This window comes from Herbihabitans rhizosphaerae (assembly GCF_004216555.1).
Taxonomy (GTDB): domain Bacteria; phylum Actinomycetota; class Actinomycetes; order Mycobacteriales; family Pseudonocardiaceae; genus Herbihabitans; species Herbihabitans rhizosphaerae.
Genome location: NZ_SGWQ01000019.1, coordinates 1 through 25,775 on the forward strand (window position 1 = coordinate 1; position 25,775 = coordinate 25,775).

23 protein-coding genes are annotated in these 25,775 nt (G+C 69.5%); 15 read left to right on the plus strand and 8 right to left on the minus strand.

Going from position 1 to position 25,775, the window contains the following annotated elements:
• Window positions 1–666 precede the first annotated feature (666 nt).
• Window positions 667–1,197: an IS30 family transposase gene (locus EV193_RS34360; protein WP_242613826.1), complete on the plus strand. Its 531-nt coding sequence runs from the start codon at window positions 667–669 to the stop codon at window positions 1,195–1,197.
• Window positions 1,198–1,520: 323 nt separating this feature from the next.
• Here the strand turns inward: EV193_RS34360 and EV193_RS32120 are convergent, their stop codons facing one another.
• From EV193_RS32120 to EV193_RS32130, 3 genes are read right to left on the minus strand one after another with little or no spacing between them, the layout of a single operon-like run.
• Window positions 1,521–2,183 (minus strand): response regulator, encoded by a 663-nt coding sequence (locus EV193_RS32120; RefSeq protein ID WP_130348737.1) that lies wholly within the window; start codon window positions 2,181–2,183, stop codon window positions 1,521–1,523.
• Entirely contained in the window at window positions 2,180–3,337 is a 1,158-nt protein-coding gene (locus EV193_RS32125; RefSeq protein WP_165401585.1) for a sensor histidine kinase, read from the minus strand. Before EV193_RS32125 ends, EV193_RS32120 begins: the two co-directional genes overlap by 4 nt.
• Before the next feature lie 5 nt (window positions 3,338–3,342).
• Window positions 3,343–5,439, minus strand: coding sequence for an MMPL family transporter (locus EV193_RS32130; protein WP_165401586.1), 2,097 nt, complete (start codon window positions 5,437–5,439; stop codon window positions 3,343–3,345).
• Between the two features lie 195 nt (window positions 5,440–5,634).
• Here EV193_RS32130 and EV193_RS32135 point away from each other — a divergent pair, with 195 nt between their 5' ends.
• Genes EV193_RS32135 through EV193_RS32145 form a run of 3 tightly spaced genes read left to right on the plus strand, consistent with a single transcriptional unit; the run spans window position 5,635 to window position 7,846 of the window.
• Window positions 5,635–5,925 (plus strand): hypothetical protein, encoded by a 291-nt coding sequence (locus tag EV193_RS32135; protein WP_130348740.1) that lies wholly within the window; start codon window positions 5,635–5,637, stop codon window positions 5,923–5,925.
• Window positions 5,925–7,328 carry a putative T7SS-secreted protein gene (locus EV193_RS32140; RefSeq protein ID WP_130348741.1) on the plus strand — a complete coding sequence of 468 codons (1,404 nt, stop codon included), beginning with the start codon at window positions 5,925–5,927 and terminating at the stop codon, window positions 7,326–7,328. Before EV193_RS32135 ends, EV193_RS32140 begins: the two co-directional genes overlap by 1 nt.
• 14 nt (window positions 7,329–7,342) lie before the next feature.
• Window positions 7,343–7,846 carry a hypothetical protein gene (locus EV193_RS32145; RefSeq protein ID WP_130348742.1) on the plus strand — a complete coding sequence of 168 codons (504 nt, stop codon included), beginning with the start codon at window positions 7,343–7,345 and terminating at the stop codon, window positions 7,844–7,846.
• Window positions 7,847–8,018: 172 nt separating this feature from the next.
• Here EV193_RS32145 and EV193_RS32150 read toward each other — a convergent pair whose 3' ends face one another.
• Window positions 8,019–8,882 carry a siderophore-interacting protein gene (locus EV193_RS32150; RefSeq protein ID WP_130348743.1) on the minus strand — a complete coding sequence of 288 codons (864 nt, stop codon included), beginning with the start codon at window positions 8,880–8,882 and terminating at the stop codon, window positions 8,019–8,021.
• Between the two features lie 27 nt (window positions 8,883–8,909).
• Window positions 8,910–11,015: an MMPL family transporter gene (locus EV193_RS32155; RefSeq protein ID WP_130348744.1), complete on the minus strand. Its 2,106-nt coding sequence runs from the start codon at window positions 11,013–11,015 to the stop codon at window positions 8,910–8,912.
• 112 nt (window positions 11,016–11,127) lie between these two features.
• Between EV193_RS32155 and EV193_RS32160 the strand changes: the two genes are divergently transcribed.
• Both EV193_RS32160 and EV193_RS32165 read left to right on the plus strand, forming a co-directional pair.
• Window positions 11,128–11,814, plus strand: a complete 687-nt coding sequence (locus tag EV193_RS32160) for a response regulator transcription factor (RefSeq protein WP_278044244.1) — start codon at window positions 11,128–11,130, stop codon at window positions 11,812–11,814.
• Window positions 11,814–12,944: a sensor histidine kinase gene (locus tag EV193_RS32165; protein WP_130348746.1), complete on the plus strand. Its 1,131-nt coding sequence runs from the start codon at window positions 11,814–11,816 to the stop codon at window positions 12,942–12,944. The genes EV193_RS32160 and EV193_RS32165 overlap by 1 nt, the downstream gene beginning before the upstream one ends.
• Window positions 12,945–13,007: 63 nt before the next feature.
• Here EV193_RS32165 and EV193_RS32170 read toward each other — a convergent pair whose 3' ends face one another.
• Window positions 13,008–14,603, minus strand: coding sequence for a DUF3558 domain-containing protein (locus tag EV193_RS32170; RefSeq protein WP_130348747.1), 1,596 nt, complete (start codon window positions 14,601–14,603; stop codon window positions 13,008–13,010).
• A gap of 142 nt (window positions 14,604–14,745) precedes the next feature.
• Here EV193_RS32170 and EV193_RS32175 point away from each other — a divergent pair, with 142 nt between their 5' ends.
• From EV193_RS32175 to EV193_RS34650, 3 genes are all read left to right on the plus strand, one after another.
• On the plus strand, window positions 14,746–15,615 hold the full coding sequence (locus EV193_RS32175) for a helix-turn-helix domain-containing protein (protein ID WP_165401587.1): 870 nt from the start codon (window positions 14,746–14,748) through the stop codon (window positions 15,613–15,615).
• Window positions 15,612–15,803: a DUF397 domain-containing protein gene (locus tag EV193_RS32180; protein WP_130348749.1), complete on the plus strand. Its 192-nt coding sequence runs from the start codon at window positions 15,612–15,614 to the stop codon at window positions 15,801–15,803. Before EV193_RS32175 ends, EV193_RS32180 begins: the two co-directional genes overlap by 4 nt.
• A 68-nt stretch (window positions 15,804–15,871) precedes the next feature.
• Window positions 15,872–15,988: a DUF397 domain-containing protein gene (locus EV193_RS34650; protein ID WP_341273217.1), complete on the plus strand. Its 117-nt coding sequence runs from the start codon at window positions 15,872–15,874 to the stop codon at window positions 15,986–15,988.
• On the opposite strand, the gene EV193_RS32190 is transcribed toward EV193_RS34650, so the two are convergent.
• Together EV193_RS32190 and EV193_RS32195 are read right to left on the minus strand one after the other, a co-directional pair.
• Entirely contained in the window at window positions 15,939–17,213 is a 1,275-nt protein-coding gene (locus EV193_RS32190; protein ID WP_130348750.1) for a cation:proton antiporter, read from the minus strand. The two genes, EV193_RS34650 and EV193_RS32190, sit on opposite strands and share 50 nt — an antisense overlap.
• Before the next feature lie 45 nt (window positions 17,214–17,258).
• Window positions 17,259–18,182 (minus strand): bile acid:sodium symporter family protein, encoded by a 924-nt coding sequence (locus EV193_RS32195; RefSeq protein ID WP_242613827.1) that lies wholly within the window; start codon window positions 18,180–18,182, stop codon window positions 17,259–17,261.
• 79 nt (window positions 18,183–18,261) lie between these two features.
• On the opposite strand from EV193_RS32195, the gene hrcA reads away from it, so the two are divergent.
• The 6 genes from hrcA (at window position 18,262) to EV193_RS32225 (ending at window position 25,635) form a co-directional block, all read left to right on the plus strand.
• Entirely contained in the window at window positions 18,262–19,287 is a 1,026-nt protein-coding gene (gene hrcA, locus EV193_RS32200) for a heat-inducible transcriptional repressor HrcA (RefSeq protein WP_130348751.1), read from the plus strand.
• Between the two features lie 27 nt (window positions 19,288–19,314).
• The gene (gene dnaJ / locus EV193_RS32205) at window positions 19,315–20,475 is read left to right on the plus strand and encodes a molecular chaperone DnaJ (protein ID WP_130348752.1); all 1,161 of its coding nucleotides are present in this window, start codon (window positions 19,315–19,317) and stop codon (window positions 20,473–20,475) included.
• On the plus strand, window positions 20,472–21,218 hold the full coding sequence (locus EV193_RS32210) for a 16S rRNA (uracil(1498)-N(3))-methyltransferase (RefSeq protein ID WP_130348753.1): 747 nt from the start codon (window positions 20,472–20,474) through the stop codon (window positions 21,216–21,218). The genes dnaJ and EV193_RS32210 overlap by 4 nt, the downstream gene beginning before the upstream one ends.
• 181 nt (window positions 21,219–21,399) lie before the next feature.
• Window positions 21,400–22,197, plus strand: coding sequence for an alpha/beta hydrolase (locus tag EV193_RS32215; protein ID WP_130348754.1), 798 nt, complete (start codon window positions 21,400–21,402; stop codon window positions 22,195–22,197).
• Between the two features lie 68 nt (window positions 22,198–22,265).
• Window positions 22,266–25,283 (plus strand): glycine--tRNA ligase, encoded by a 3,018-nt coding sequence (locus EV193_RS32220; RefSeq protein ID WP_130348755.1) that lies wholly within the window; start codon window positions 22,266–22,268, stop codon window positions 25,281–25,283.
• Window position 25,284: 1 nt separating this feature from the next.
• Window positions 25,285–25,635, plus strand: coding sequence for a histidine triad nucleotide-binding protein (locus tag EV193_RS32225; RefSeq protein ID WP_165401588.1), 351 nt, complete (start codon window positions 25,285–25,287; stop codon window positions 25,633–25,635).
• Window positions 25,636–25,775 lie beyond the last annotated feature (140 nt).

Sequence of the window (25,775 nt, forward strand, 5' to 3'; positions counted from 1 at the left end):
TTGAAGTCGCTCGTATTCGAGTTGTCGAATGTGGGTTTCGCGAGCCCGTAGCTCGTCGATTAGTTGTTGTCCCCTCATACCTCGATTCTACCGAATTCGATCGACCACTATGGGGGGTGGTCTCAATCGGTGAACGCGCCAGTGTGGGATGATGTCTCGACTGGACGGAGAAGGTTGTTTGAGTAGGTTGGGTTCGCTTACGGATGGCGAGCGGGAAATTATCGCGGGTTGAATTGGCGCGGGGTGTGTTGTCGCATCGGGGGATAGGGTTCAGGTTGGGTCGGCATCATTCGGTCATCGATCGAGAGGTCACGCGGAATCGGAGCGTCTACGGCGATTATCTGCCGATCGTGGCGGCTCGGATGGCGGCAGGGCGGCGGGAACGGCCGAAAATGAGGAAGCTGGAGGTGAGTCAGCGTTTGCATGATGAGGTGAACAACGGGTTGGCGCGGGAGTGGTCGCCGGAACAGATCAGCGCTGACTTGGTCGAGTCCTACCCCGAGGACCCAGAGATGCGCGTGTCCCCCGAGACCATCTATCAGACGTTGTTCCTGCAGGCGCGTGGGGAGTTGCGGACGCAGTTGACGCTGGCTCCGCGGGACCGGCCGCACGCGGCGGATCAGCCCGTCCCGGGTCGCTGCCGCCACCACGGGGCGCATCCCGGAGATGGTCAACATCAGCGACCGGCCCAAGGAGGCCGACGACCGCGCGGTCCCTGGTTTCTGGGAAGGGGACTGCCTCATCGGCAAAGGCGGTAAATCCCAGATCGCGACCCTGGTCGAACGACAAACCCGGTTCGTGATGCTCGTCCGCATCCCCTACGACCGCACCGCCGAGCGAGTAGCGCCACTGTTGGCCCGTAAAATGGAAACGCTCCCGGAGTTCATGAAGAACAGTCTCACCTGGGATCAGGGCAAAGAACTCGCCGCCCATAAGACATTCACCATGATGACCGGAATGCCCGTGTACTTCTGTGATCCACACTCGCCGTGGCAACGCGGCAGCAACGAGAACACGAACGGCCTCCTCCGACAGTACTTCCCCAAAGGAACAGACCTTTCCAGATTCACCCAAGCCGAACTCGACGCCATCGCCGCACGCCTCAACGGACGCCCCCGCCAAACCCTCGGCTGGAAAACCCCCCAAGAAAAACTAGACAAACTACTGCTCAACACCGATGGCGCATCGACCACTTGAGACCACCGGGTGAAACTATGTGGAGCAAGGTGGCGGCGCGGTACGGGCAAAAGGCAGGCGGAGCCTGCCCGTAGCGCCTGCGGTTAGGGCCGATCGAGGCTCACAAGTCCAGGGCGAACCCCGCCAGGGGTGAGTCGGCGAAGCCGACGCCGTAGGCGCCCTTGACTTGTGAGTATCGGCCCGCACAATGCCGCGCCGCCACACCCCAAGAGCCACCCCCACGCCGATGCACAGCGCGGGACACACCAATGCGGAACGCGGGACTCGCGGGTGCAGGGCGCGGAACTCGCGGGTGCAGAACGCGGGACTCGCGAACCACAGCGTCACGGAGCAGCCGGCCGCACCAGCCCCGACTCGTAAGCCGTGATCACCAACTGCGCACGATCCCGCGCGTCCAGCTTGGTCATGATCCGACTCACGTACGTCTTCGCCGTCAGCGGACTGATCACCAGCACCTCCGCGATCTCCGCGTTGTTGCACCCACGCCCGATCAGCGTCAGCACCTCGCGCTCCCGATCAGTCAACCCGTCAACCACCCGCGCCGAAAAAACCACCTCCGGCTGCGCCAACACCCGCGAGATCAGCGCCCGCGTCGCGCCCGGCGAGAGCAACTCCTCCCCACCAGCCACCGTCCGGATCGCCTCCAGCAAGCTAGCCGGCTTGGTGTCCTTCACCAGAAACCCACTCGCACCGGCCCGCAGTGCCCCGAGCACGTTCTCGTCATTGGAAAACGTCGTGAGGATGAGTACCCGCACCCCGGCGAGATCGTCGTCGGCCGCGATCCGCCGGGTCGCCTCGATGCCGTCCACCCCAGGCATCCGGATGTCCATCACCACCACGTCGGCCCGGCACTCGCGCGCCAGCGTCACCGCGGCCTCACCATCGGCCGCCTCACCGACCACCTCCATGTCCGGAGCCGACCGGATGAGCAACGCGAACGCGCTGCGCACCAGACCCTGGTCGTCGGCCAGCAGCACCCGGATCACGAACCCTCCACAGTGGACAGTGGCAGCCACGCGGCGACCTGGTACCCGCCGCCGGTGCGCGGCCCGGCGGACAGCCGCCCGCCGACGGAGTGCGCACGCTCGGTCATGCCGATGATGCCGTAGCCGGATCCACCACTGCCGGTGCCGCGCCCGTCATCGGTGACGGTCAGCGCGACTCCGTCCGGCCGGTACTCGACGCGCACCCACGCGTGCGGAGCGGCGGCGTGCTTGACCACGTTGGTCAGCGACTCCTGGATGATCCGGTACAACGTGATCTCCACGGACGGCGGCAGCGCCGGCCGGTCGCCGTCCTCGGTCACGGTCGCCTCGACACCGCTGGCCCGCGTGTTGGTGACCAAAGTGGACAGTCCGTCCAATGATGGCGCCGGCTCGTTGCGGTCGACGTCGTTGCCGCGCAACAGGTCCAGCGTCGTGCGCAGCTCACCGAGTGCGGTGCTGGACACCGTGGACACGGTCCGCAGCGGCTCGGCGATCTCCTTCGTCGCGGGATCGTCGGGCCGCGCGTCCAGCAGATGCACCGCGACCGACGATTGCACGTTGATCACCGCGATGCTGTGCGCGAGCACGTCGTGCAGGTCGCGCGCGATGCGCAGGCGCTCCTCGGCGACCCGGCGGGCCGCCTCCTCTTCGCGGGTGTGCTCGGCCCGCCGCGCCCGCTCGGTCACCTCGGCGAGATACGCCTTGTGCAACCGAACCGCCTGCCCGGCCACCGCGGCGAACAGCATCCAGCCGAGTGTTGCGGCGACCTCCGGCCCTGGTGTGTCGCCACCGACCAGCAAGATCGTCAGGACTGTCACCAGCGCCACCGGGGTGAGCGCGAGGACGGCCGTCGTACGCGAGACACCCCGCGCCGCGCGGTAGACCAACACCGCGGCGGCGACCACCGCGGCGTCGTGCGGGTAGTCCAGCGCGTGGTAGACGATCTGCGGCAGCAACGACGCGTACAGCGCCGCGACCGGCCACTTCCCGGACACGAGCAACGGGAGGTTGAGCGCGGCGAGCAGGGCCGCGCCACGCCCGTCGAGCGGACGGCCGTCGCGCCACCCCTCCGGCAGGAGCAGCGCGGCCAGCAGGGTCGCGCCGAGCACCGCCGCGGTGAGCAGCGCGTCGCGCGGTCGGACCCCGCCGGCCACCCGGGTCACCGTCCGGCGTCCACTGTGGACACGGGTTCGGGCGCGATCGTGCGCGTCTGCCGGCGGCCCGGCCACCAGATCACCTTGCGCAGCGCGACCACCAGCGGCGCCATCAGAGCGGGTTGCACGATCAGAGTCTGCAACAGCACGCCGATCGCGACCACCACGCCGATCTGCACGATCGGGACGAACGGCATCGCGGCGAGTACCGCGAACGTCGCGGCGAGCACCACACCGGCGGACGCGATCACCCCGGCTGTGGCGGTGAGCGCGCGCCGGGTGGCCACCGTGGTGCCCAGCGTCGGCGCGTCGTCGGAGATCCGCGCGACCAGGAAGATCGCGTAGTCCACGCCGACGGCGACCAGGAACACGAAGCACATCAGGGCCAGTGACGGCTCCGATCCGCCGAACGTGAACACCGTGTCGAACAGCACCGATCCGATGCCGAGCGCCGCACCGAAGGACAGCACCACGGCGGCGACCGTCACCACGGACGCGGTGACCGCGCGCAGCAGGACCATCAGCACCAGCAGGACCACGACGAGCACGAGCGGAATGACCAGCCGCATGTCGGCCGCGGTGGCGTTCTCCGTGTCGACGCGTTCCGCGCCGTCCCCGCCGACCAGCGCGTCCGGCCCGCCCACCCGATGCGTCTCGGCCCGCAACGCGGCGACCGTGTCCGTCTCCCGCTGACTGTCGGGCGCCGCTTTCGGGGTGGCGTCCAGCAGCGTCCAGCCGTTGCCCGCGCGATCCGGCCGCACGTCGGAAATGCCCGGCAGCGCGCGGATCGCGGCCTCGGTCGCCGCCGCGTGCTGGCTCGGCACGGCCACCCGCAACGGCCGGCCACCCTGATCCGGGAAGGCCGTGGCGAGCGTCTCGAACCCGGAGACCGACTCCGGCTTGCTGACGAACTGGTCGGCCTGGCCGAGACTGGTGGACAGCCCGAGGGTGCCCAGGGTGAGCGCGCCGAGCACGACGGCGGTCACGCCCGCGGTGCGCACCGGCCGTGCGGTGAGCCGTGCGGCCAGCCGCGCCATCCGGCTGTTGGTAGGTACCGGTTCCCCGAAGACCGGCACGCGCGGCCAGAACACCTTGCGGCGCAACGAAACCAGCAGCACCGGGAACAGCGTCAACATGGTGGCGAGCGTGCACGCGATGCCGACCGCGCCGATCAGCCCGATGCCGGAGATGTCGTTCATCGCCGCCGCGAGCAGGCACAGCAGGCCGAGCGCGACCGTGCCGCCAGACGCGAGGATCGCCGGCCCGACACCACGCAGTGCGGCCCGCATCGCCTCGCGCGGTTCGGCGTCGCGGCGCAGTTCCTCGCGATATCGGGCGACGAGCAGCAGCGCGTAGTCCGTCCCGGCGCCGAACACCAGCACCACCATGATCGAGAAGCTCTGCGTGGAGACGGTGATGTCGGCCGCGCTGGCCAGCAGGTACACCGCGGCCATGGAGAGGAACGCGGCCGCGCCGACGGACAGCAGCGGGACCAGCCACAGGAACGGACTGCGGTAGGTGATGATCAGCAACAGGGCCACCACCGCGGTGGTGACCAGCATGAGGGTGACGTCGATGCCTTCGAACACCGCGTCGATGTCCGCGCTGAGCGCGCTCGGCCCGGTGACCTGCGTGGTCAGACCGCTCGGGCGGTCGGTCGTGACCTGGCGGACGTGCTCGACGAACGCGCTGGTCGCCTTCTCGTCCTCGTGTTCCGCGACCCGTTGCACGGCGAACATCGCGGTGCTCCGGTCGTCGGACCGGACCGGTGGCATCGTCTGTCCATAGTGGACGGCCAACGCGTCGCGGTGCCGGTGCGCGACGGTCATGTCCGCCTCGGTCAGCCCGCCGTCGCGGTGGTACACGACGAGCACCTGGTCGCTCTCGTCGCCGGGGATGCGCTCGGCGAGTTCGTGCAGCCGGGTGGACTCGGCGGCGGCCGGCAGCCGATCGGTCTGCTTGTCGCTCTGCACCGAGCCCATGTCCGCCGCGAACGGCGCGGCCAGTACGAGCATGATCACCCAGATGCCGGCGGTGATCCAACTGGCCACCCGGCCGACCGGCGAGGCGAACCACGCTCGCCGATTTCCCTTGCCCGCCATGATGTCCCCTTCGATCGGCGGAATCGTGCGGTGCCAACCGTGCCGGTCGAGAGGCCGTGATCGCGTCTGCCGGGGGAGGACAGTTCGCCGTACTCCCACGGTTGACATCAGGTGTTTCGCCGTTTTGCGAACACGCGCGTTCGTGAACGTCTATGCTTCGAGCGGAACCGCAGGCGGACACGACGAGGTGAAGGCATGGACGGCTACGACGTGGTGATCGGGGAGCTGGGCACCGCGGCCGGCAAGATCGGGGACACGATCGCCCTGGCGGACGGCACCAACCTGGAGGACACGGCCGGCGGCAACGCCCAGGCCTTCGGCGATGCCGGGGTGCATACCGCGCTGCAGAGCTTCGGCAACACGTGGGAGCTGGCGAAACAGATCCTGCAGAGCCGATCCGCGTCCGCCGGTCAGGCGCTGCTCAGTACGGCCACCTCGTACCGGGTGCTCGAGCAGGGCAACACCACGATGTTCGGAGGCCGCTGATGGCCGAGCTCGGACAGACGGAGAACCCGAAGGAGCTGATCCCCGGCGAGCCGGCGGAGGTCACCGCCGTGGCCACCGCGCTGCGGGTGGACGCGACGACCATGCTCAACGTGTCCGGCGGGCTCGGCCAGGTCACGATTCCCTCCTGGACGGGTGACGCGAGCGGCCAGTTCTGGGGCAAGTTCTCGCCGGAGAAGAACAACTGGAAGTACGGCCACGACGAGCTGATCGCCACCGCCGGTGTGGTCGACAGCCAGGCCACCACGCTGACCTGGGCGCAGGGGCAGGCCGGTGAGGCGATCGCGCAGTGGAAGACCGCGCAGCAGGCGACCACGAAGGCGATCGACGACTTCATGGCCAAGGGCGGCGAGTTCCACCCCGGCCTGAACCCGTACGCACCGGTCGGTTCACCTGGTGGGCCGTGCCCACTCACGCCCGGATTCACCGATCCGGGTGTCGCCGGAAGGGCGCAGGCGCAGGCCACGCTCGCCCGCGCGCGCCAGCAGCTCAAGGACGCCAGCACGGCCAACGCGACCGCCATCGGCGAGCACTCCGGCAAGGGCAAGAACACCCCCGACTGGCTCGCCAGTCCGGCGAACTTCGTTGCCGCACAAGGTGTCGAGGGCCTGGACAAGACCAAGCGAACCATCAAGGAGAGCAAGAGCTGGGCGGAGCAGGCGCAGGCACGGCAGGACCGGCACAACGACCCGAACAACCCGGGCAAGAAGCTCGACAAGTACTCCGCGTTCGCCGGGACGAAGGACATGCCCAAACTGCCGGGCGGCACCGAGATCACGCTGGTCGCCGGTCTGGCCGAGGCGAACCTGTTCAAGACCGAGGCACAGGGCGCCACCACGCTCGGCACGCCGCTCGGTGATCTCAACGCCGAGGGCAAGGCCACCCTCAAGGCCGGCAACGTCACCGCATTGGGCACCGCCGGCTTCAATGGGATGGGCGCGAGCGCCAGCGGCCTCCTCGGTGCCTACGCCGTCGACGCCAGCGCGCGCGGCCAGGTTTCCCGTGACCTGTTCGGTGTCACCCGGGTGGAGGTGGGCGGCGGCGTGCGCGGCGCGGTCGGCGCCGAACTCGGTGGTACGGCGAGGATCGGCGCCGAGGGTGTCAACGTCGGCGCGAACGCGTTCGCCGGCGGCAAGATCGTCGGTGACGCGCACGTCGGCCACTCGGGTGTCGAGGCGGGTGCCAGGGCCGAGGGCTGGGCGGGCATCGGCGCCAGCGCGGACGCCACGTTCGGCAAGACCGAGGACGGCAAGTGGAAGATCGGTGCCAACGCTGGCGCGGCGATCGGCCTCGGCGGCAAGCTCGGCGCCGAGTTCACGGTCGACCCGGGCGAGGTCGGCAACACCGCCAAGAAGGTCGCGTCCAAGCTCAACCCGTTCGACTGATTGGAGCGTCGGCGATGGCCACGCAGTTGCCCGTTCGCATCGAGTTCGCCCTGCCGGGTGGGTGGCAGGCCGTGTCGCCGGACGAGTCGGGCGCACCGCACGCGGCGTTCGTCGCGGTGCACCTGTCCTCGGCCGACGGCTTCACGGCCAACATCACGATCTCCGGTCAGATCCGGGAACCCGAGCTGACTCTGGCGCGGATCGCCGACGACTCCGTCGCCCAACTGGAGGAGTCGCTCGAATCGGCGAAGGTGCGTCAGCGGGTCGAGGAGGGCTCGCTGGACGCGCCGGGCCTGAGCCAGGTGGTCGATCTCGTCGCCGAGGTGAACGGCCAGTCGCGGGAGCTGGTGCAGTGTCAGGCGTATCTGTCGATGGCCGACGTGCGCGATCCCGACCTGCGCGCGGTCATCGAGCTGGCGCTGACCTGCACGCGGGGCCAGCTCGAGACCGTGTTCGCCGACTTCCAAAGCCTGGTCGCCTCGGTGCGCCCGACCGACGACAGCGCCGCCGCCCAGTGACCGAGCTGCACCTCGCCCAGCGCTGAGTTCGGGGACTTTAGCGGGCTAAAGTCCGCGCTCCAGGGCGGGGTGCAGGGGCGTGACGTGCGGAAACGTCGGGACGGGTGACACGGGGTCGGCGATCGTGGGCGATTTGTCCGACTTAACCCTGCGAAAGTCGCGGAGTGGCAGGTCAGGCCTGGTGGTCGTCGGGGTCGTAGGGCGCGTCCTCGTTCTTGCCGTGGCGCCAGTAACCGCAGAAGGTGATCAGCTTGCGGTCGATCCCGCGGTCGGTCACCAGGTGCCGGCGCAGCGCCCGCACCGTGCCGGCCTCCCCGGCGAGCCAGGCGTAGACCTGGCCATCGGGGAAGTCCGCGGACCGGATCGCGTTCACGAGAGCAGTGCTCTCTCCCGTGAGCACCCTGTCTCGCGGGAACCAACGTATGGTCACGTCGCCCTCGGTCTGCCAGACCTGCTGGTCGGCCGCTTCGGGAACCTCGACGAAGATCAGCGCCCGCGCCCCTGCCGGCAGGCTCTCCACGATTCCGCCGATCGCGGGCAACGCCGTCTCGTCGCCCGCGATCAGCTGCCAGTCTGTGCCCTCGCGCGGTGCGTAGTCCGCGCCCTGCATGGGTGAACCGGGCTCGGGGTTGTCGCCCCACTTCGCGGCGTTCGGCCCCCAGAGCACCACCCGGTCGCCCGGTTTCGCCTGGCCCGCCCACCGCGACGCCGGCCCGAGGTCCCCGTGCAGCACGAAGTCCACGTCGATCTCACCGGGCCGCAGAGCGCGGATGGTGTAGGTGCGCATGGTCGGCCGCTGGTCGTCGGGCAGCTTCTGCCACGTGGCGTACCAGTCCGCGCCCGTCGGCACCGTCACCTCGGTGGAGCCCGGCCGGGGCAGGAAGAGCTTGATCCGCTGATCCGGTCCGCCCGTGGTGATCCGCCGCAGGTCACGTCCGCCGAACGTCACGCGAGTCAGGTGCTCGCTGATCTTGGCCACTGCGGTGACCTCGGCGTCGAAGTGCAGGAACGGCAGCACGTCCTCCGCGACCGTCATTCGGGCTCCTCAGCTGTCGCGAGTGATTTAGGTTAGCCTAACAAAACTCGGCTCGACGCGGAGCAGACGCGCGGCCCATGCGGGCAGCCACCAGTTCCAGCGGCCCATCAGCGCGACGGTCGCCGGTACCAGGATCGAGCGGATCAGCGTGGCGTCCAGAACGATGCCGAGTGCCATGCCGGAGGCGAACATCGTCACGTCCAGCTCGCCGCCGGTGGCCATCGCGCCGAACGAGAAGAACAGGATCGCCGCCGCACTCGTCACCAGCCGCCCGGTCCGCCCGACGCCGCGCACCACCGCTTCGGTCGTGCTTCCGGTGCGGTCGTACTCCTCGCGCATCCGGCTCAGGATGAACACCTCGTAGTCCATCGACAGCCCGAACAGGAACGCGAAGATCGTCACCGGCAGGAACGTGCCCACCACGCCGTCCGGCTGGATCCCGAGCACCGCCTCGGTGCCCCAACCCCATTGCCACAGGATCACCATCGCGCCGAGCACCGCGCCCAGCGACAGCAGGTTCAGCAGAATCGCCTTGAGCGGCAACAGAAGCGACCGGAACGCGCGCGCCAGCATCACGTACATGAGTACCGACAGCAGCACCAGCATCCAGATGAACGCGTCGTAGGTGGAGTCCACGAAATCCATCTGCTGCGGCGCGTACCCGCCGACGAGCACGCCGTCCGGCACGGTGTCGATCACTCGTCGGATCGTCGCCATACCGGCGTCCGTGCCCGCCTCGTCCACCGGCAGCACGGTGATCACCGCCGAACCCGCGCGCCGCCACGCCTCGCCGTCCGGTGCCGCGACCGTGTGCACCCCGGGCAGCGCGCGGATGGTGGACGCGACGACGTTCGGGTCGGCACCCGGTGGCACGTACACGTCGAACGCGGTGAGCACGCCACTGGGCACCCCGGCCGAGGTGAGCGCCACCAGCCCATCGTGCCCCGGCCCGGCGTGGTCCAGGTTCGCCGTCTGGGGCACGTTCACGTTGATGCCGAGTGCCACCGCGGCCAGTGCGATCAGCACCGCACTCGATCCGGCGGCGGCGATCCGCCTGTGCCGCACCACTTTCCGCGCGATCACCGTCCACATGCGACTCTCACCGCGATCCGAGGTGAACTTCGCGCGCCGCAGTATCAGGGGGAGCACGGTCAGCGACACCAGCGCGCTCGCCGCGGTCACCATCGTGCCGCCGAGCCCGAGGCTGCGCAGGAACGGGATCGGCAGCACGATCATCGTCGCCAGTCCGATCACCACCGCGCCGGCCGAGAACACCACCGCGTGCCCGGCGGTCGCCATGGCCGCGTGCACCGCCTCGTCGCCGTCGCGGCCGCGTGCGCGTTCCTCCCGCCAGCGGGTCACCAGGATCAGCGCGTAGTCGATCGCGATGCCGATGCCGAACAGCGGCGCCATGGTGATCGTCGTCTCGTGGATGTCGGTGAACAGGCTCAGCGCCGCCACGCCGAGGAACGAGATCGGGATCGCCACGAACGCGATCATCAGCGGCACGAACGCCAGCTTCGACCGGAACACCCACGCCAGGATCGCGATCGCGGCGAGGATCGTGATGGCCAGCTTCACCGGCACGTTCAGCCCGCCGGTGTCCTCGCCGGTCGCGAGCTGGTCCAGCCCGGTGATGCGCAACGTCGCACCCGGCGGGAGGCGGTCGCGCAACGCGGCCTCGATCAGGTCGTCCAGTTTCGCGCCCTCACCGAGCGCACTGCCCGGAATGCCGCCCTGCTCGACCGGATCGCCGAACACCAGCGCGAAGGTGGTCCGCCCGTCCGGGCTGACGAACCGCCGGTCCCCGGTGTCCACATAGGACACGACACGGGCGTTCGCCCGCACGGCGTCGAAGGCGCGCCGCAGTGTCTCGGACACCCCTGGCGAGTCGACCGAAACCCCGTCCGGCAGCGTGATCACCGGCAGGAACGGCCGCTCCCGCCCGCCGGTGCCGTAGGTGTCGGTGATCGCCTTGTTCGCCTCGTACGCGGGCAGCCCCGGCGCCTCGTAGGTCTCCGAGACCTGCGGCAACACGATCGCCAGCGCGCCGCCGCCGGCGAGCACGAGCGCCAAGGTGATCGCACCGACCAGTCGCCGGTGCGCCAATGTGAATCTCGACAGTTTCTCCATGCCGACCAGTGCAGCGGCGCGATCTTCCAGCGCTCTGCGGCCGATCTCAGAGTTCTCTGTGAAAGTCGTGCCGCTGCCACTCTGGCGCGGGCCGGCGCGCGACACTGTGCCGGTGAGCCAACCACCGACCAGGGTGCTCGTGGTCGACGACGAGAGCTACCTCGCCGATCTCGTCGCCACCGCGCTGCGCTACGAGGGCTTCGACACCGCGACCGCCGGCACCAGCGCGGAGGCGATCAGCACGGCCGCCGAGTTCGCGCCCGACCTGATCGTGCTGGACGTGATGCTGCCCGACGGTTCCGGCGTGCAGACCTGCGAACGCTTGCGGCGCAACGGAAACGAGGCGCCGGTGGTGTTCCTGACCGCGCGGGACGCGACCGAGGACAAGATCGCCGGACTCACCGCGGGCGGCGACGACTACGTGACCAAGCCGTTCAGCCTGGAGGAGCTGATCCTGCGGATCCGGGCGGTACTGCGGCGAACCAAGTCCGGCCCGGCGTCCGTGATCACCTTCGCCGACCTGGAGATCGACGACGACGCGCACACCGTCCGCCGGCACGGTCAGCCGGTCGAGCTGACGCCCACCGAGTACAAGCTGCTGCGGTTCCTCGCCGTGCACGCCGGGAAGGTGGTGTCCAAGCGGCAGATCCTGGACCACGTGTGGGAGTACGACTTCGGCGGCAACGACGCGGTGGTGCAGACCTACATCTCCTACCTGCGCCGCAAGATCGACTCGATCGACCCGCCGCTGATCCACACGGTGCCGCGGATCGGGTACGTGATGCGGGTGAGTGGGTAATGTCGTTACGCCGCAAGCTGATCCTCATCGTGGCCGGGCTCGCCGTGCTCGGCATCGGTTCGGCCGTCGGCGCCACGTTCGGCGCGCTGCAGGACTGGGACTCCGACTCCTACGGCGCCCAGCTCGCCGCGATCAGCCCGCGCGCCGCCGAGCTGCAGGCGGCCGGGTACGACGAGTTGACCTCACGGGTGGCGCGCGTCGCGATCGTGTCCAGCGTGGTCACCGTGCTCGCGATCGTGGTGCTGTCCTGGTTCGCGGTGAAGCGCGGGCTGCGGCCGCTGGCCGACATCGCGGACACGGCGGACGAGATCCGGTCGGGCGATCTGTCCCGGCGGGTGCCGTCGGCCAAGCCCGGAACGGAGATCGGCCGGCTCGACTCGGCGCTCAACGCGATGCTCGGCCAGCTCGAGAACGCCTTCCAGGACAAGGAGAACTCCGAGGCGCGGCTGCGTCGGTTCGTCGCCGACGCGAGCCACGAGCTGCGCACGCCGATCGCCACGATCCGCGGGTACGCGGAGTTGTTCCGGCGCGGTGCGGCCGAGCGGCCGGCCGATCTGGCCAAGGTCACCGGGCGGATCGAGGCGGAGGCGGAGCGGATGGGCGTGCTGGTCGACGAGCTGCTGCTGCTCGCGCGGCTGGACCAGGGGCGGCCGCTGGAACGCGAGCCGGTCGACCTGACCGAGCTGGCCGCCGACGCGGTCGCCGACGCGCGCGCCACCGAGCCGTCGCGATCTCTGGAGCTGGACGCCGACGGGCCGGTCGTCGTGTCGGGTGACCCGGCCCGCCTGCGGCAGGTGCTGGCGAACCTGCTGTCCAACGTGCTGCGGCACACGCCGTCCGACGCGCCCGCCACGATCCGCGTTCACCCGCACGGGGACGGCGCGATGATCGAGGTGATCGACACCGGGCCCGGTATGAGCGAGGCCGAGCGCGCCCGAGCGTTCGAACGCTTCTACCGCACGGATTCCTCGCGCGCCAAAGAGAACGGCTCCGGCCTCGGCCTGTCCATCGTGGACTCCGTCGTCGAGGCGCACGGCGGCACGGTCGAGCTGACCACCCAACCCGGCCAAGGCACCACCGTCCGAGTCACCCTCCCCCAAATGCGCGAGTCCCGCGCTCAGACACCCTGAGTCCCGCGCTCCGCATGGTGCAGGGCGCGGGACTCACCGGTGCAGGGCGCGGGACTCGCGGGGTCAGAGGCGGGTTTGGACGACCTGGGTCATCGCCTGCTTGGCGAGTTCGATCTTCGCGGGGTCGAGCTGCGCCTGCAGGGTCCTCTGGTCGCCGCGCGGCGGGCGTGCTTCGAGGCCGATGTGCAGGCCGCCGCCGGCGTTGAGGTCCCCGACCGCCGACAAGTAGATGTCGAAACTGTCCTTGCCGCTGGAGTAGGTCGACGCGGGCTTGCCGCCGAGCTGGACTTCCTGCTTCGGGTAGCCCCGCCCGTACTTGCCCGGGACGTGCATCGCTGTCGGCGGCAGGACGTTCACCGTGATGTGCAGCGCGTGCGTCGGCTCGACGAAGAAGCAGTGCTGACCCCAGCTGAGCGGGAGGAATTCGGGCCCGAACGCCGCCTTGATCGCCGGCTCGAACACCGCACATTGGACATGCCGGTTCTTGGTCACCGCGGCGATGATCGCCTGATATCCCTTGGGCACCTCGGTGGGCTGGTACGGCTCGCAGTCCTTGCTGGAGCCCTGGGCGGAGTGGATGCACGCGCCGACCGCCGCCGTGTCGGGCTCGTTCGGGCCGTACAGCAGCGGGCGCTGCGGAGAAGTCGCATCGCTCGGCGCCTGCCCGGCCAGTTGCATGATCTTCTCCGCGATCTGGGTCGCGGCCTGGCAGTTCGCGGACAGCTCGAACATCAGCACGCCGAAGTCCTTGTCCCCGGTCCCGGAGTCGCCCTGCGCCCACTCCAGCTTGCACTCGCCGGTGCGCTCGGAGAACACGACCTGCTTGCCGCCGATGGGCCGCATGCCAGGCGCGGGTTTGGGCGCCTCGTCGTACTCCGCCGTGAGCTTGACGTCCTCCTTGGACGTGGCGCTCGGCGGCTGTCCCCGCTGCGGCCGCTTGGCCGCCGCGCACCCGCTGAACGGGTCGTAGGTGCCTTCGCCGACGTAGTCGAACTCGGGCGGGTTGCCGAGCACCTGCTTGAGGAACGTGCAGCCGTCCCACGCGGCGAACGGGCGCTTGGCCGGGTCGACGTTCAGCGCGTCGGGGTTGCGCAGCTTGCCGATCGCGGCTTCGGTGACCTTCCGCACCACTCGGCACGCGCCTTCGACGTCGTCACCTCTGAACTCCACCGTGATCGCGAGCGTGAAGCTGACCGGGACGGCGATTTCGCACCGCCTGGAGCTCGAGTCGTCGCGGTACTCGTACGCCTTGGCCCCGCCGATAGTGACCGGGACGCCACTGAATCGCCGAACGTGGTCGGAGTCGTCGCCGACGGTGATGCGGACCGACTCCTTGATGATGTCGTGCTGCGGTGTCGGTGAGAGCAGGCACGAGTGCGGCCCACGCGGGATCGGCGTCGCGTTCGGCGCCAGTGACTTGGCGACCGGGATGTCGATCAGCGCGCAGGCGTCCAGCTTGCGCAGGGCCGACGTGACCGCCGCGGCGTCACGGTCGGGCGGTTGTGGCGTACGCGGTGGTGGGCCGTCGGGCTCGTTGCCCTGACCGCCTCCGTCCGAACCGGCGGCACTCGCCGTGCCGCTCACCGTCGACGTGCAGCCGGCCATGGCCAGACACAACGCGAGAAACGCTAGAAACAAACCGACAAGACGACGGCGCACCGTTCCACCTCTAATCCCACCCTGCCCCAGGCAGGCGGAGTATATGAAGCCGCCGAACTAGGCCCCGATCGGGTGACGCAATCCCACGTCAGCATCCGCATGTGGATGGTCAGATGAGACAACATGGCGAAAGGGGATCGCAGTGACCACTCGGCAGAGCCCGGCTCTCTACCGGCGGCGGCTCGGACGGATCTTGGAGGACTACCGCGTCAGGCAGAACCTGGACCCGGAGGACGTCGTGGACGACCTGTACACGACGGTCAGCACGCTGAGCCGCCTCGAGAACGGCAAGGTCAGGTGCAGCCCGCACATGCTCAAGAGCATGCTCGACCGGTACATGGTGCCCTGTGACGAGTGGCCGCCGCTGATCGAAATGGCGGCGGCGACCTGTCAGAAGGGTTGGTGGCACGATTACGGCATCACCAGCGTCGGTGCTTACGTCAATTTCGAGACAGAGGCGGAGGAGACCTTCGATTTCGCGCTCGCCCTAATTCCCGGGATCCTTCAAATTGGGGACTACACCCGGGCTCTCGTCATGAGGCGGTACGCCGGGCGGCGCGATGCCAAGAAGGTCGCCGACCGTGCTGCCACCTTGCGAGGTGCGAGGCAGGAGCGCCTGGACGGGGAGAACCCGTTGCGGCTCAAGGTTGTCTTCGACGAGACGGTCCTCACAAGGCCGCGCGGCGGGCGGGACGTGCTTCGCCGGCAGCTTCAGCACTTGATCACGATGTCGGAAAAGCCGAACATTGCGATTCAGGTGATTCCGATCGACGTCGACCATGATGGAGTCGAAGGATCGTTCAGCATCTTGCGATTTCCGCGATACTTGGGCGAGTCGGACATCGTGTACCACGAATACCCATTCAACGAGCAGTTTCTCGACAAACCGATGCAGGTGAGTCAGTACACACGACGGTTCGAGGAGTTGCGTTCCGATGCGCTCAACGAGGAGGATTCACGAGAGCTGATCCAGCGTCACATGGAGTGCGCTGAGGTACGACGAACGGGGTGACCGTGGACCACTCGACACCGACCTGGCGGAGGAGCAGCTTCAGTAGCGCCACCGAGGGCACGAACTGCGTGGAGCTGGCGCACGCGGGGCGGGTGGTGGCGGTTCGCGATTCCAAGAACACCGCCGGGCCGGTGATCACCCTCTCGGCCGCCAGCTTGGCGCGGCTGATCGACACCATCGCGGGGTGACCGTGGACGACTCGACACTGATCTGGCGGAAGAGCACCTACAGCTCAGGTGTCTAGAACTCGGCTTGCGTGGAGCTGGCGCACGCGGGCGACACCGTGGCGGTTCGCGACTCCAAGAACGTCTGCGGGCCGGTGATCACCGTTCCGGCGGTGAGCCTTGCGCGGCTGATCGCGAGTATCGGATGACGAGGCTGGATCCGGTGCCGTGCAGCAGGACGCTTCCCAGCACACACAACACAGTCGTGAACAGCACCGTGTCGGCGGCATCGCCTTCGGGCAGCGCGTTGTAGGCGATCAGGCCGAACACGATGGTGGTCGTTCCCCGTGGGCCGAGCAGGGCGAGCATCAGCCTGTCCCGGCGCGGCGCCGGTGAGCCGATCAGCGCCGCGAGGACGGGAATGATCCGCACGACGGTGAGCGCCGCGACGCAGAACACGATGTCCTGCCAGCCCACGTAGCCGGAGAACATCACCACGGCCGCGAGCCCCACGACGAACCACATGGTCATGGTCATCAACGCGGTGACGTCCTCGATGAGCCCGAAATCCCGGGTGAGCGCGGTGGGCGCGTGCGTCTCGTGCGAGGTGGCTGAGCGGCGAATCCGTCGGGCCAGCAGCACGCCGTGCAGGTAGCGGAACGCGATGCCGCACACGAACGACGCGACGAAGCCGTTCCCGTGGATCGCGACGGCGGCCGTGTAGGCGACCAGCGGCGTCAGCACGACCGTGATCCGGCGGGACTGCTCGTTGGTCCACCCGGCCAGGTCGGACCGGTGGGTGAGCCACGCGATCGCGCCGCCGAGCACGATCCCCACCACGATGGCCTTCGTCGCCTGGTCCAGAGCGGTCAGCAGCGCGTCCCACGGCGCGTTGGCCTTGGCGCCGCCACTGGCCAGCAGCAGGGCGAACACGAACACCGGCGAGACGAGCCCGTCGTTGTAGCCGCCCTCGACGTTCAGCACGCTGCGCACCCGCGCCGACAGCCGCCGGTCACGCACGATGGACTCGCTGGGGGCGAAGTCGATCGGCGCGACCACGCACCCGATGATCAGCAGCAGCGCCCAGGACAACTCGGGGAACAGCACCGCGCCCAGCAGCATCGCCAATGCCACGCTCAGCGGAAGCGCGATCAGCAACACCCGCGCGACCAGCTTCGGCGAGTTGCCCCACAGCCGGCCACCCCGGATCTCGGTGGCGTCGACGAACAGCAGGAACGCCAGAATGATCTCGGCGACATGCTGAGCCGACTCGGTGTTCAACGCCTCGGCGATCGACCCGTGGACCGCCAGCCCGATCAGCACACCGGCCGACACCATCACCGCGGGCGCGCCGATGTGCCAGCGTTGCAGCCGTACCGCGACGAGCGACCGGACCAGCGCCACCAGGGCGGCGGCCAGCACAATGGGAATCACCCGAAAACCCTGGCAGGCAAGGGCCGGTGCGGCCACTCGGTCAGGTCAGGGCGCGACGACCTCGGCCGGCTCCCGACGTCGGCTGATCCAGTAGGCCAGCGCGCTCGCCGGGAAGAACATCACCACGCCGTAGACCGCAGCCGGGATCGCCATCTCCGTGCTGTTCAACAACGCGGGGGACAGCGCGATCGTGATCGCCAGCACCGAGTTGTGGATGCCGATCTCGAACGACGACGCGATCGCCTGCTTGCGCGTGACCCGAGCCAGGCGCGGGATCCAGTAGCCGATCGTCAGGCTCAGCACGGCGAGCAGGAGCGTCAGTGTGCCGACCGATTTCAGGTAGCCGCCCACGTTGTCGCGCTCCTGGAAGATCGCCAGCCCGGTGGCCAGCGCCAGGAACACGATCGAGGCGATCTTCACCGGTTTGCGCAGCCGCGCGGTCAGTGAAGGTGCCCGCCGGTTCACCACCATGCCGATCACCACCGGAACGAGCACGATCGCGAACACCTGCAGCATCTTGTCCGCCTGCAGCCCGATCGACGTGTCCGCGTCCAGGAAGCCCGTGATCGCCAGGTTCACCACGATCGGCAGCGTCACCACGGCCAGCACCGAGTTGATCGCCGTCAGTGACACGTTCAGTGCCACGTCCCCGCCCGCGAGGTGACTGAAGATGTTCGCCGTCGTGCCGCCCGGCGACGCGGCCAGCAGCATCACGCCGACGGCCAGCTCCGGCTTCAAGTCGAACATCAACACCAGCAGCAGCGCGATCGCCGGCAGCACCAGGATCTGGCAGGCCAGCGCGATGAACGCGGCCTTCGGTACCTTCGCCACCCGCTTGAAATCGGCGACGGTCAACGACATGCCGAGGCCCAACATGATGATCGCCAACGCGATCGGGAGGACGACGGTGGTCATCGTGGTCGACTGCATGGCGCACTCCTCGGCCGCGAAGTTGAGCGAGTCTCGCACTCTCGGGTGCCTGTGCGCTATGGCCGAGCGCCCCGCTCCGTAAACTGGAGCGCAGACAGCCCAGCAGGGGAGGTGGCACGTGGTCAACGCGGACGAGCGCCGCTTCGAGGTGCTGCGCGCCATCGTCGCCGACTACGTCTCCGACCAGGAGCCGGTCGCGTCCAAGGCGATCGTGGAGCGGCACAACCTCGGAGTGTCCAGCGCGACCGTGCGCAACGACATGGCCAGCCTCGAGGAGGACGGCTACATCACCCAGCCGCACACGAGCGCCGGCCGCATCCCCACGGACAAGGGCTACCGGATGTTCGTGGACCGGCTGTCCGAGATCAAGCCGCTGTCCACGCCCGAGCGGCGCGCGATCCAGAACTTCCTCGAAGGCGCGATCGACCTCGACGACGTGCTCCGGCGCAGCGTGCGGCTGCTCGCCCAGCTCACCCACCAGGTCGCGGTCGTGCAGTACCCGACGCTGTCCCGCTCCACGGTCCGGCACCTCGAAATCGTCCCGATCACGCCGGCGCGGGTGATGCTGGTGCTGATCACCGACACCGGCCGGGTCGACCAGCGCATGGTGGACCTCGGCGACGTGATCGATGACGAGTCGGTGGCGCGGCTGCGCGCGATGTTCAACTCCACGCTCGTGGGTTACCGGCTGCCCGAGGCCGCGGCCAAGGTCGCCGCACTGCCCGACGACGCGCCGAGCGATCTGCGGGACACGATCATCAGGGTGTCCACCGTGCTCGTCGAGTCACTGGTCGATCACCCGGAGGAGCGGCTCGTGCTCGGCGGCACCGCCAACCTCACCCGCAACGTGGCCGATTTCCCCGGCTCCCTTCGGCAGGTGCTGGAGGCGCTCGAGGAGCAGGTCGTCGTGCTCAAACTCCTTGCCGCGACACAGGATCCGGGCCTGATCACGATCCGCATCGGCAACGAGAACGAGGCCGAGGAGATGCGCAGCACGTCGGTGGTGTCGATGGGCTACGGCACGCGTGACACGCTGTTGGGGGGCATCGGGGTCGTCGGCCCCACCAGAATGGACTACCCGGGGACAATCGCTGCCGTGCGCGCGGTGGCGAACTACGTGGGAAAGATCTTGTCGGCGCGCTAGCCGGCGATCAGGAGGACTGGGACAACGGTGGCGAGGGACTACTACGGCACTCTCGGCGTGCGTCAGGACGCGACGGCGGACGAGATCAAACGTGCCTATCGAAAGCTGGCGCGCGAGCTTCACCCCGACGTGAACCCGGACGCCGAGGCACAGCAGCGGTTTCGGGACGTCACGGCCGCGTACGAGGTGTTGACCGACCCGCAGAAGCGCAAGATCGTCGACATGGGCGGCGATCCGATGGACAACGGCGCCGGCGGTGGCGGCGGCATGCGCGACCCGTTCGCCGGGTTCGGCGGCCTCGGCGACATCATGGACGCCTTCTTCGGCGCGGCCGGCGGCGGTGGCGGGCGCGGCCCGCGCAGCCGGGTGCAGGCCGGCTCCGACGCGCTGATCCGCATGGAGCTGACGCTGGAGGAGTGCCTCACCGGCGTGAGCCGCGAGCTGACCGTGGACACCGCCGTGCTGTGCGACGAGTGTCGCGGCTCCGGCTGTGCGGAGGGCTCCTCGCCAGAGACCTGTGACACCTGCGCCGGGCGCGGCGAGGTCCAGCAGGTGCAGCGCTCGTTCCTCGGCCAGGTGGTCACCGCCCGCGCGTGCCCGGTGTGCCGCGGGTTCGGCGAGGTAATCCCGGACCCGTGCCGGCAGTGCGGCGGCGACGGGCGAGTGCGCGCCCGCCGCACGATCACCGCGAAGGTGCCACCCGGCGTGGCCGACGGCATGCGGGTGCGGCTGTCCGGACAGGGCGAGGTCGGCCCCGGCGGCGGCCCGGCCGGCGACCTGTACGTCGAGGTCGAGGAACTGCCGCACGAGACGTTCGAGCGTGAGGGTGCCGAGCTGCACTGCACGCTGCGGGTGCCGATGACCACGGCGGCGCTGGGCGCGGTGCTCCCGCTGGAGACCCTGGACGGCGCCGAGGACCTGGAGCTGGAGCCCGGCACGCAGCCGGACACCGAGCTGGTGCTGACCAACCGCGGCATGCCTCGCCTGCGCTCGTCCGGGCGCGTGGACGGGCGCGGTGACCTGCACGTGCACGTCGAGGTCGAGGTGCCTACCAAGCTCGACGCCAAGCAGGAGGAGCTGCTGCGCGAGATGGCGGCGCTGCGCGGCGAGGAGGACCACACGGTGGCCGGCGCCGGCAGCGGGCGGGGCGGCGGCTTGTTCTCCCGACTGCGTTCGAGGCACCGATGAGCCTGCCCGTTTTCCTGGTCGACGAGCTGCCGGCCGGCGGTCACACCGTGCTGGGCGGCGCCGAGGGCCGGCACGCGGCGACCGTGCGCCGGCTGCGCGTCGGCGAGGAGTTGTTGCTGTCTAACGGATCCGGCGGCATGGCGCGCTGCACGGTGGCCGAGTCGACCGCGGGCCGGAAGCGGGACGAGCTGCTGCTGCTGATCGCGCAACGCTGGTCGGTGCCGCCGCCGTCACCTCGGGTGGTCGTGGTGCAGGCGCTGGCCAAGGGCGATCGCGGCGAGTTGGCCGTGGAGCTGGCCACCGAAGCCGGCGCCGACGAGATCGTGCCGTGGCGCGCCTCCCGCTGCGTGGTGCGCTGGGACGACGGGCCGCGCGGGGAGAAGGCGCTCGGACGCTGGCGCGACACCGCGCGCGAGGCGGCCAAACAGTCCCGGCGCGCGTGGATTCCGTCGGTGACCGAGCCGGCGAGCACGGCCGAGATCGCCGCACGGATCTCCGGTGGTGCCGCCGCGATGGTGCTCGACGCGTCCGCCGAGATTCGGGTCACCGACGCGGACCTACCCGCTGCGGGTGATCTTCTCGTGGTGGTCGGTCCCGAGGGCGGAATCGCGCCCGACGAGTTGGACACCCTGGCTGGCGCTGGTGCGCAGGTCGTCCGGTTGGGGCCTACCGTGTTGCGAACCTCGACGGCGGCGGCGGTAACGCTCGGCGCTCTGGGAGCGCTAACAGCCCGGTGGCGCTGAGCACGACGCGGCCTTACGCTAGCCAGCGCGATTTCCAGACACCGCCGGACACCTCCCCCTCAGTCCGGCGGCGCCGCGTTGCGGTGGGGCGACCCCCAGGCTTCACCGCAACGCGGCATCCTTCGTTTCGCCGGTGGCGTAACCGGCTCCCGGTGAACTGTCGCCGACCTACCGTGGCCGCATGCACTCACCGATCACGGGCACGGCCGCCGGCGTGCCGTTCACCGCACTGCCGCCGGCCGACGGCGGTGCCGCGCCGCTCATCGTCACCTGGCACATGCTGGACGCGCCGAGGTCCAACGCCGCGTTCGCCGCCGCGCTGCCGATGAACGGCCTGCCCGCGTGGCGGGTGCACCTGGGGATGCCGATGTGCGGGGCGCGCATGGTCGACGGCAGCATGGACGCCGGCCTCGAGCTGATCCGCGAGGACGTCCTGATGTCGTTCCTGTACGCGTTCGTCAAGCAGGCGTTCGAGGAGTTCCCGGCCGCGCTGGCGGCGGTTCGCGCACAACTGCCGGTCGGTGACGGCCCGGTCGGTGTGCTCGGCGGCTCGCTGGGCGGGGCCGTCGCGCTGCGCGTCCTCGCCGAGACCGACGTGCCGATCTTCGCCGGCGCCGTGGTGAACGCCGCCATCCGAATGCGATCGGTCGTGGACCTGTTCCCCGGCGAGTACCCGTACGACGCCGAGTCCTCGAAGGCTGTCGACAGCCTGGACTTCGTCCCCAAGGCGGACGCCATCGCCGGTCACGCTCCGCTGCTGGTGGTCAGCGGCGAACAAGATCACCCGGCGCTGCGTGCTGACGCGATCAGCCTCGCCGAGAAACTGGGGGACCGGTCCGAACTGCTGTCGATCCCCGAGCTGGCGCACCCGCTCGCCGACGAGCCCGGCATCGAGCCCGCGCCGCAGTCACCACTGGCTCGCGCCGTGGACGTCGGCCTGACCACGTGGTTCCGACGCCACCTCGCGGACGTGACCTAGGGCGCACGTACGATTCGTCTACCGCGAGGGAGTCTCTCCCTGTAGACCGCCAATCAAGAAGAGAGAACATGCGGACGCTGCAAGACGCACTGCTGGCGTTGACCTCGTACTGGACCGAGCGCGGGTGCATGATCGCCCAGCCGTTCAACACCGAGGTCGGCGCGGGAACGCTCAACCCGGCGACGATCCTGCGCGTACTCGGTCCCGAGCCGTGGCACGTCGCCTACGTCGAGCCCAGCGTGCGCCCCGACGACGGCCGCTACGGCGAGAACCCGAACCGCCTGCAGACGCACACGCAGTACCAGGTGATCCTCAAGCCGGACCCGGGCAACCCGCAGGAGCTGTACCTCGGCAGCCTCGAGGCGCTCGGCGTCGACCTCAAGGCGCACGACATCCGGTTCGTGGAGGACAACTGGGCCAACCCGGCCACCGGCTCGTGGGGCCTCGGCTGGGAGGTGTGGCTGGACGGTCTGGAGATCACCCAGTTCACCTACTTTCAGCAGGCCGGCGGTCTCACGCTGAACCCGATCTCGGTGGAGATCACCTACGGCATCGAGCGCATTCTCATGGCGCTGCAAGGGGTTTCGCACTTCAAGGACATCGCCTACGCGCCGGGCATCAGCTACGGCGAGGTGTTCGCGCAGGCCGAGTACGAGATGTCCCGGTACTACCTGGACGACGCGGACATCGAGTCCAACCGCGCGCTGTTCGAGTCCTACGCCACCGAGGGCGAGCGGCTGATCGAGCTGCGCCTTCCGGTGCCCGCGTACACCTGCATGCTCAAGTGCTCGCACGTGTTCAACGTGCTCGACGCGCGCGGCGCGGTGTCCACCACCGAGCGGGCGCGCGCGTTCGGCCGTATGCGCAAGCTCGCGCGGGACGTGGCACAGCTCTGGGTGGAGCGGCGCGCCGAGCTGGAGCACCCGCTGGGCCTCGCCCCCTCGCCGGAGCCGGCCGTCGCGCGCCAGGTCAGCGGGCCGTCCGAGCCGGCGACACTGCTGTTCGAGATCGGCCTTGAGGAGCTGCCCGCCGGCGAGGTGCCCAAGGCGCGGGCGCGCGTGCGGGAGGAGCTGACCACGCGGTTGGCCGCCACGAAGCTCCCGCACGGCGAGATCACCACGTACTCGACTCCTCGGCGAGTGGTCGCGATCGTGTCCGAGGTGGCGCCGCGCGAGCCGGACACCGAGCAGACCAACCGGGGCCCGAAGGCCGCGGTGGCGTTCGACGCGGACGGCAAGCCCACCAAGGCCGGCGAGGGCTTCGCGCGCAAGCACGGCGTCGATCCGTCCACTTTGGACAGGGTGACGGCGGACGGCGTGGAGTACGTCGCGGTGCGCACCACGGTCGAGGGACGCGAGGCGCCGGCCGTGCTGTCCGAGGTGCTCGGGCACGTGGTGCGCGCGCTGCGGGCCGACCGCAACATGCGCTGGAACGACTCGGAGCTGGCCTACTCGCGGCCGGTGCGCTGGCTGCTGGCGCTGCTCGGCGACGTTCCGCTGTCGGTCGCCGTGTCCTCGCTCGGCAGCGGCACGACCACCCGCGTGCACCGCACCGCCGACGAGCCCGTCGTGTCGGTCGCCTCCGCCGACGGGTACCCGGAATTCCTTGCCGCACAAGGGATCGAGCTGGACGCGTCGGTCCGCAAGGAAGCCGTCGTGGCGCAGGCGATCGAGCTGGCCGCGTCGGCCGGCGGCACCGTCGACCTGGTCGGCGAGGCGGCGCTGGTGGACGAGGTGACCAACCTCGTCGAGCGGCCCAACGCGGTGCTCGGCTCGTACGAACAGTCCTATTTGGACCTTCCCGGCGACGTGCTCACCACCGTGATGCGCAAGCACCAGCGGTACCTGCCGGTGCGCGCGTCGGACGGTTCGCTGCTGCCGCACTTCGTCGCGGTGGCCAACGGCGACTGCGACCACGACGTGGTGCGCGCCGGCAACGAGTCGGTGCTGCGGGCCCGGTTCGCCGACGCCGAGTTCTTCTTCAACCACGACCTCGCCGTGCCGCCGGCCACCATGAAGGAGAAGCTGGCCTCGCTGGCGTTCGCCGACGGGCTCGGCTCGGTGGCCGATCGCGCGCTGCGGATCGCCCGGATCGCGGAGGCGCTCTCCGATCGCGTTGATCTTGCCGCCGGTGACCGAAAGGTGGTCACACGGGCGGGTGAACTCGCGAAGTTCGACCTGGGCTCGCAGATGGTGGTCGAGATGACCAGCCTCGCCGGCACCATGGCCACCGAGTACGCCCGCCGTGCCGGTGAGCCCGAGGAGGTGGCCGTCGCGCTGCGCGAGATGGAGCAGCCGCGGTCCACCGACGATCCGGTCGCGGCCACCGTGCCCGGCGCGGTGCTGGCCCTCGCCGACCGGTTCGACCTGCTCGTGGGCCTCTTCGCGACCGGGGCCAAGCCGACCGGCAGCTCCGACCCGTACGGCCTGCGGCGGGCCGCGCTCGGCGTGGTGAAGACGCTGCGCGAGCAGCCGCCGCTGGGCGAGCTGACCGTCACCGACGGGCTGACCGCCGCGGCCGCCGTGCTGCGCGAGCAGGGTGTCGAGGTGGCCGACGGCGTGGTCGCCGAGGCGGCGGACTTCGTACTCGGCCGCTACACCCAGTTGCTGCTGGACGAGGGTGGCGAGCACGGCAAGGTGACCGCCGTGCGCCCGCTCGGCGAGCGTCCGGTGCTGGCCGAACAGACCTTGCGGTACCTGGACGAGCACGAGGGTGACGCGGTGCTGGCCGCCGCGGCCGAGGCGATGCAGCGGGTGCGGCGGATCCTCGCCAGCACCGACGCCGTCGAGCCGTCGATCGACCGCGAATACCTGTCCGAGCCGGCCGAGTCCGCACTCGCCGAGACGGTGACCGAGACCAGGAAACGCTTGGGGGAGAACGGTTACACGCTCGCCGACTTCGTGGGCGCGTCCGGTGCGCTGGTCGACGCGATCAATCGGTTCTTCGACGACATCATGGTGATGGACAGCCGGCCGCAGGTGCGTGCCGCGCGGCTGGGGCTGCTCACCTCGGTGCGTACCCTCGGCGACGGCTTGATCGACTGGGATGCCCTCGGCAGCACGGCCAAGGGCGCGAAGGGGGAGTGACGTGTCCGCCGACTGCCTGTTCTGCAAGATCGTCGCGGGGGAGATCCCGGCGACCGTCGTGCACGAGACCGAGAAGACGTTCGCGTTCCGGGACATCAAGCCGCAGGCCGCGAAGCACGTCCTCGTAGTGCCCCGGGAGCACCACGAGGACGCGATCTCACTCGCCGCCGCGGACCCGCAACTCCTCGCCGACCTGACCACCGCGGGCGCGGAGGTCGCCAAGGTGGAGGGAATCGACGAGTCGGGCTACCGGCTCGTGTTCAACATCGGCGAGGACTCCGGGCGCACGGTGTTCCACGTGCACCTGCACGTCCTCGGCGGCGAGCAGCTCGGCCTGTTCGGCCGCCCCTGAATCCTGATCACCCCGCGTCACGCAACTATGTGGTTACGTACTTTAGCGGGCTAAAGTACGCACGCACAACGGGTGCCACATGTCAAGCGCACTATCCACAGGGCGTTGACCTGCGCAACTGTCGCCGCACCCCGTGAGAA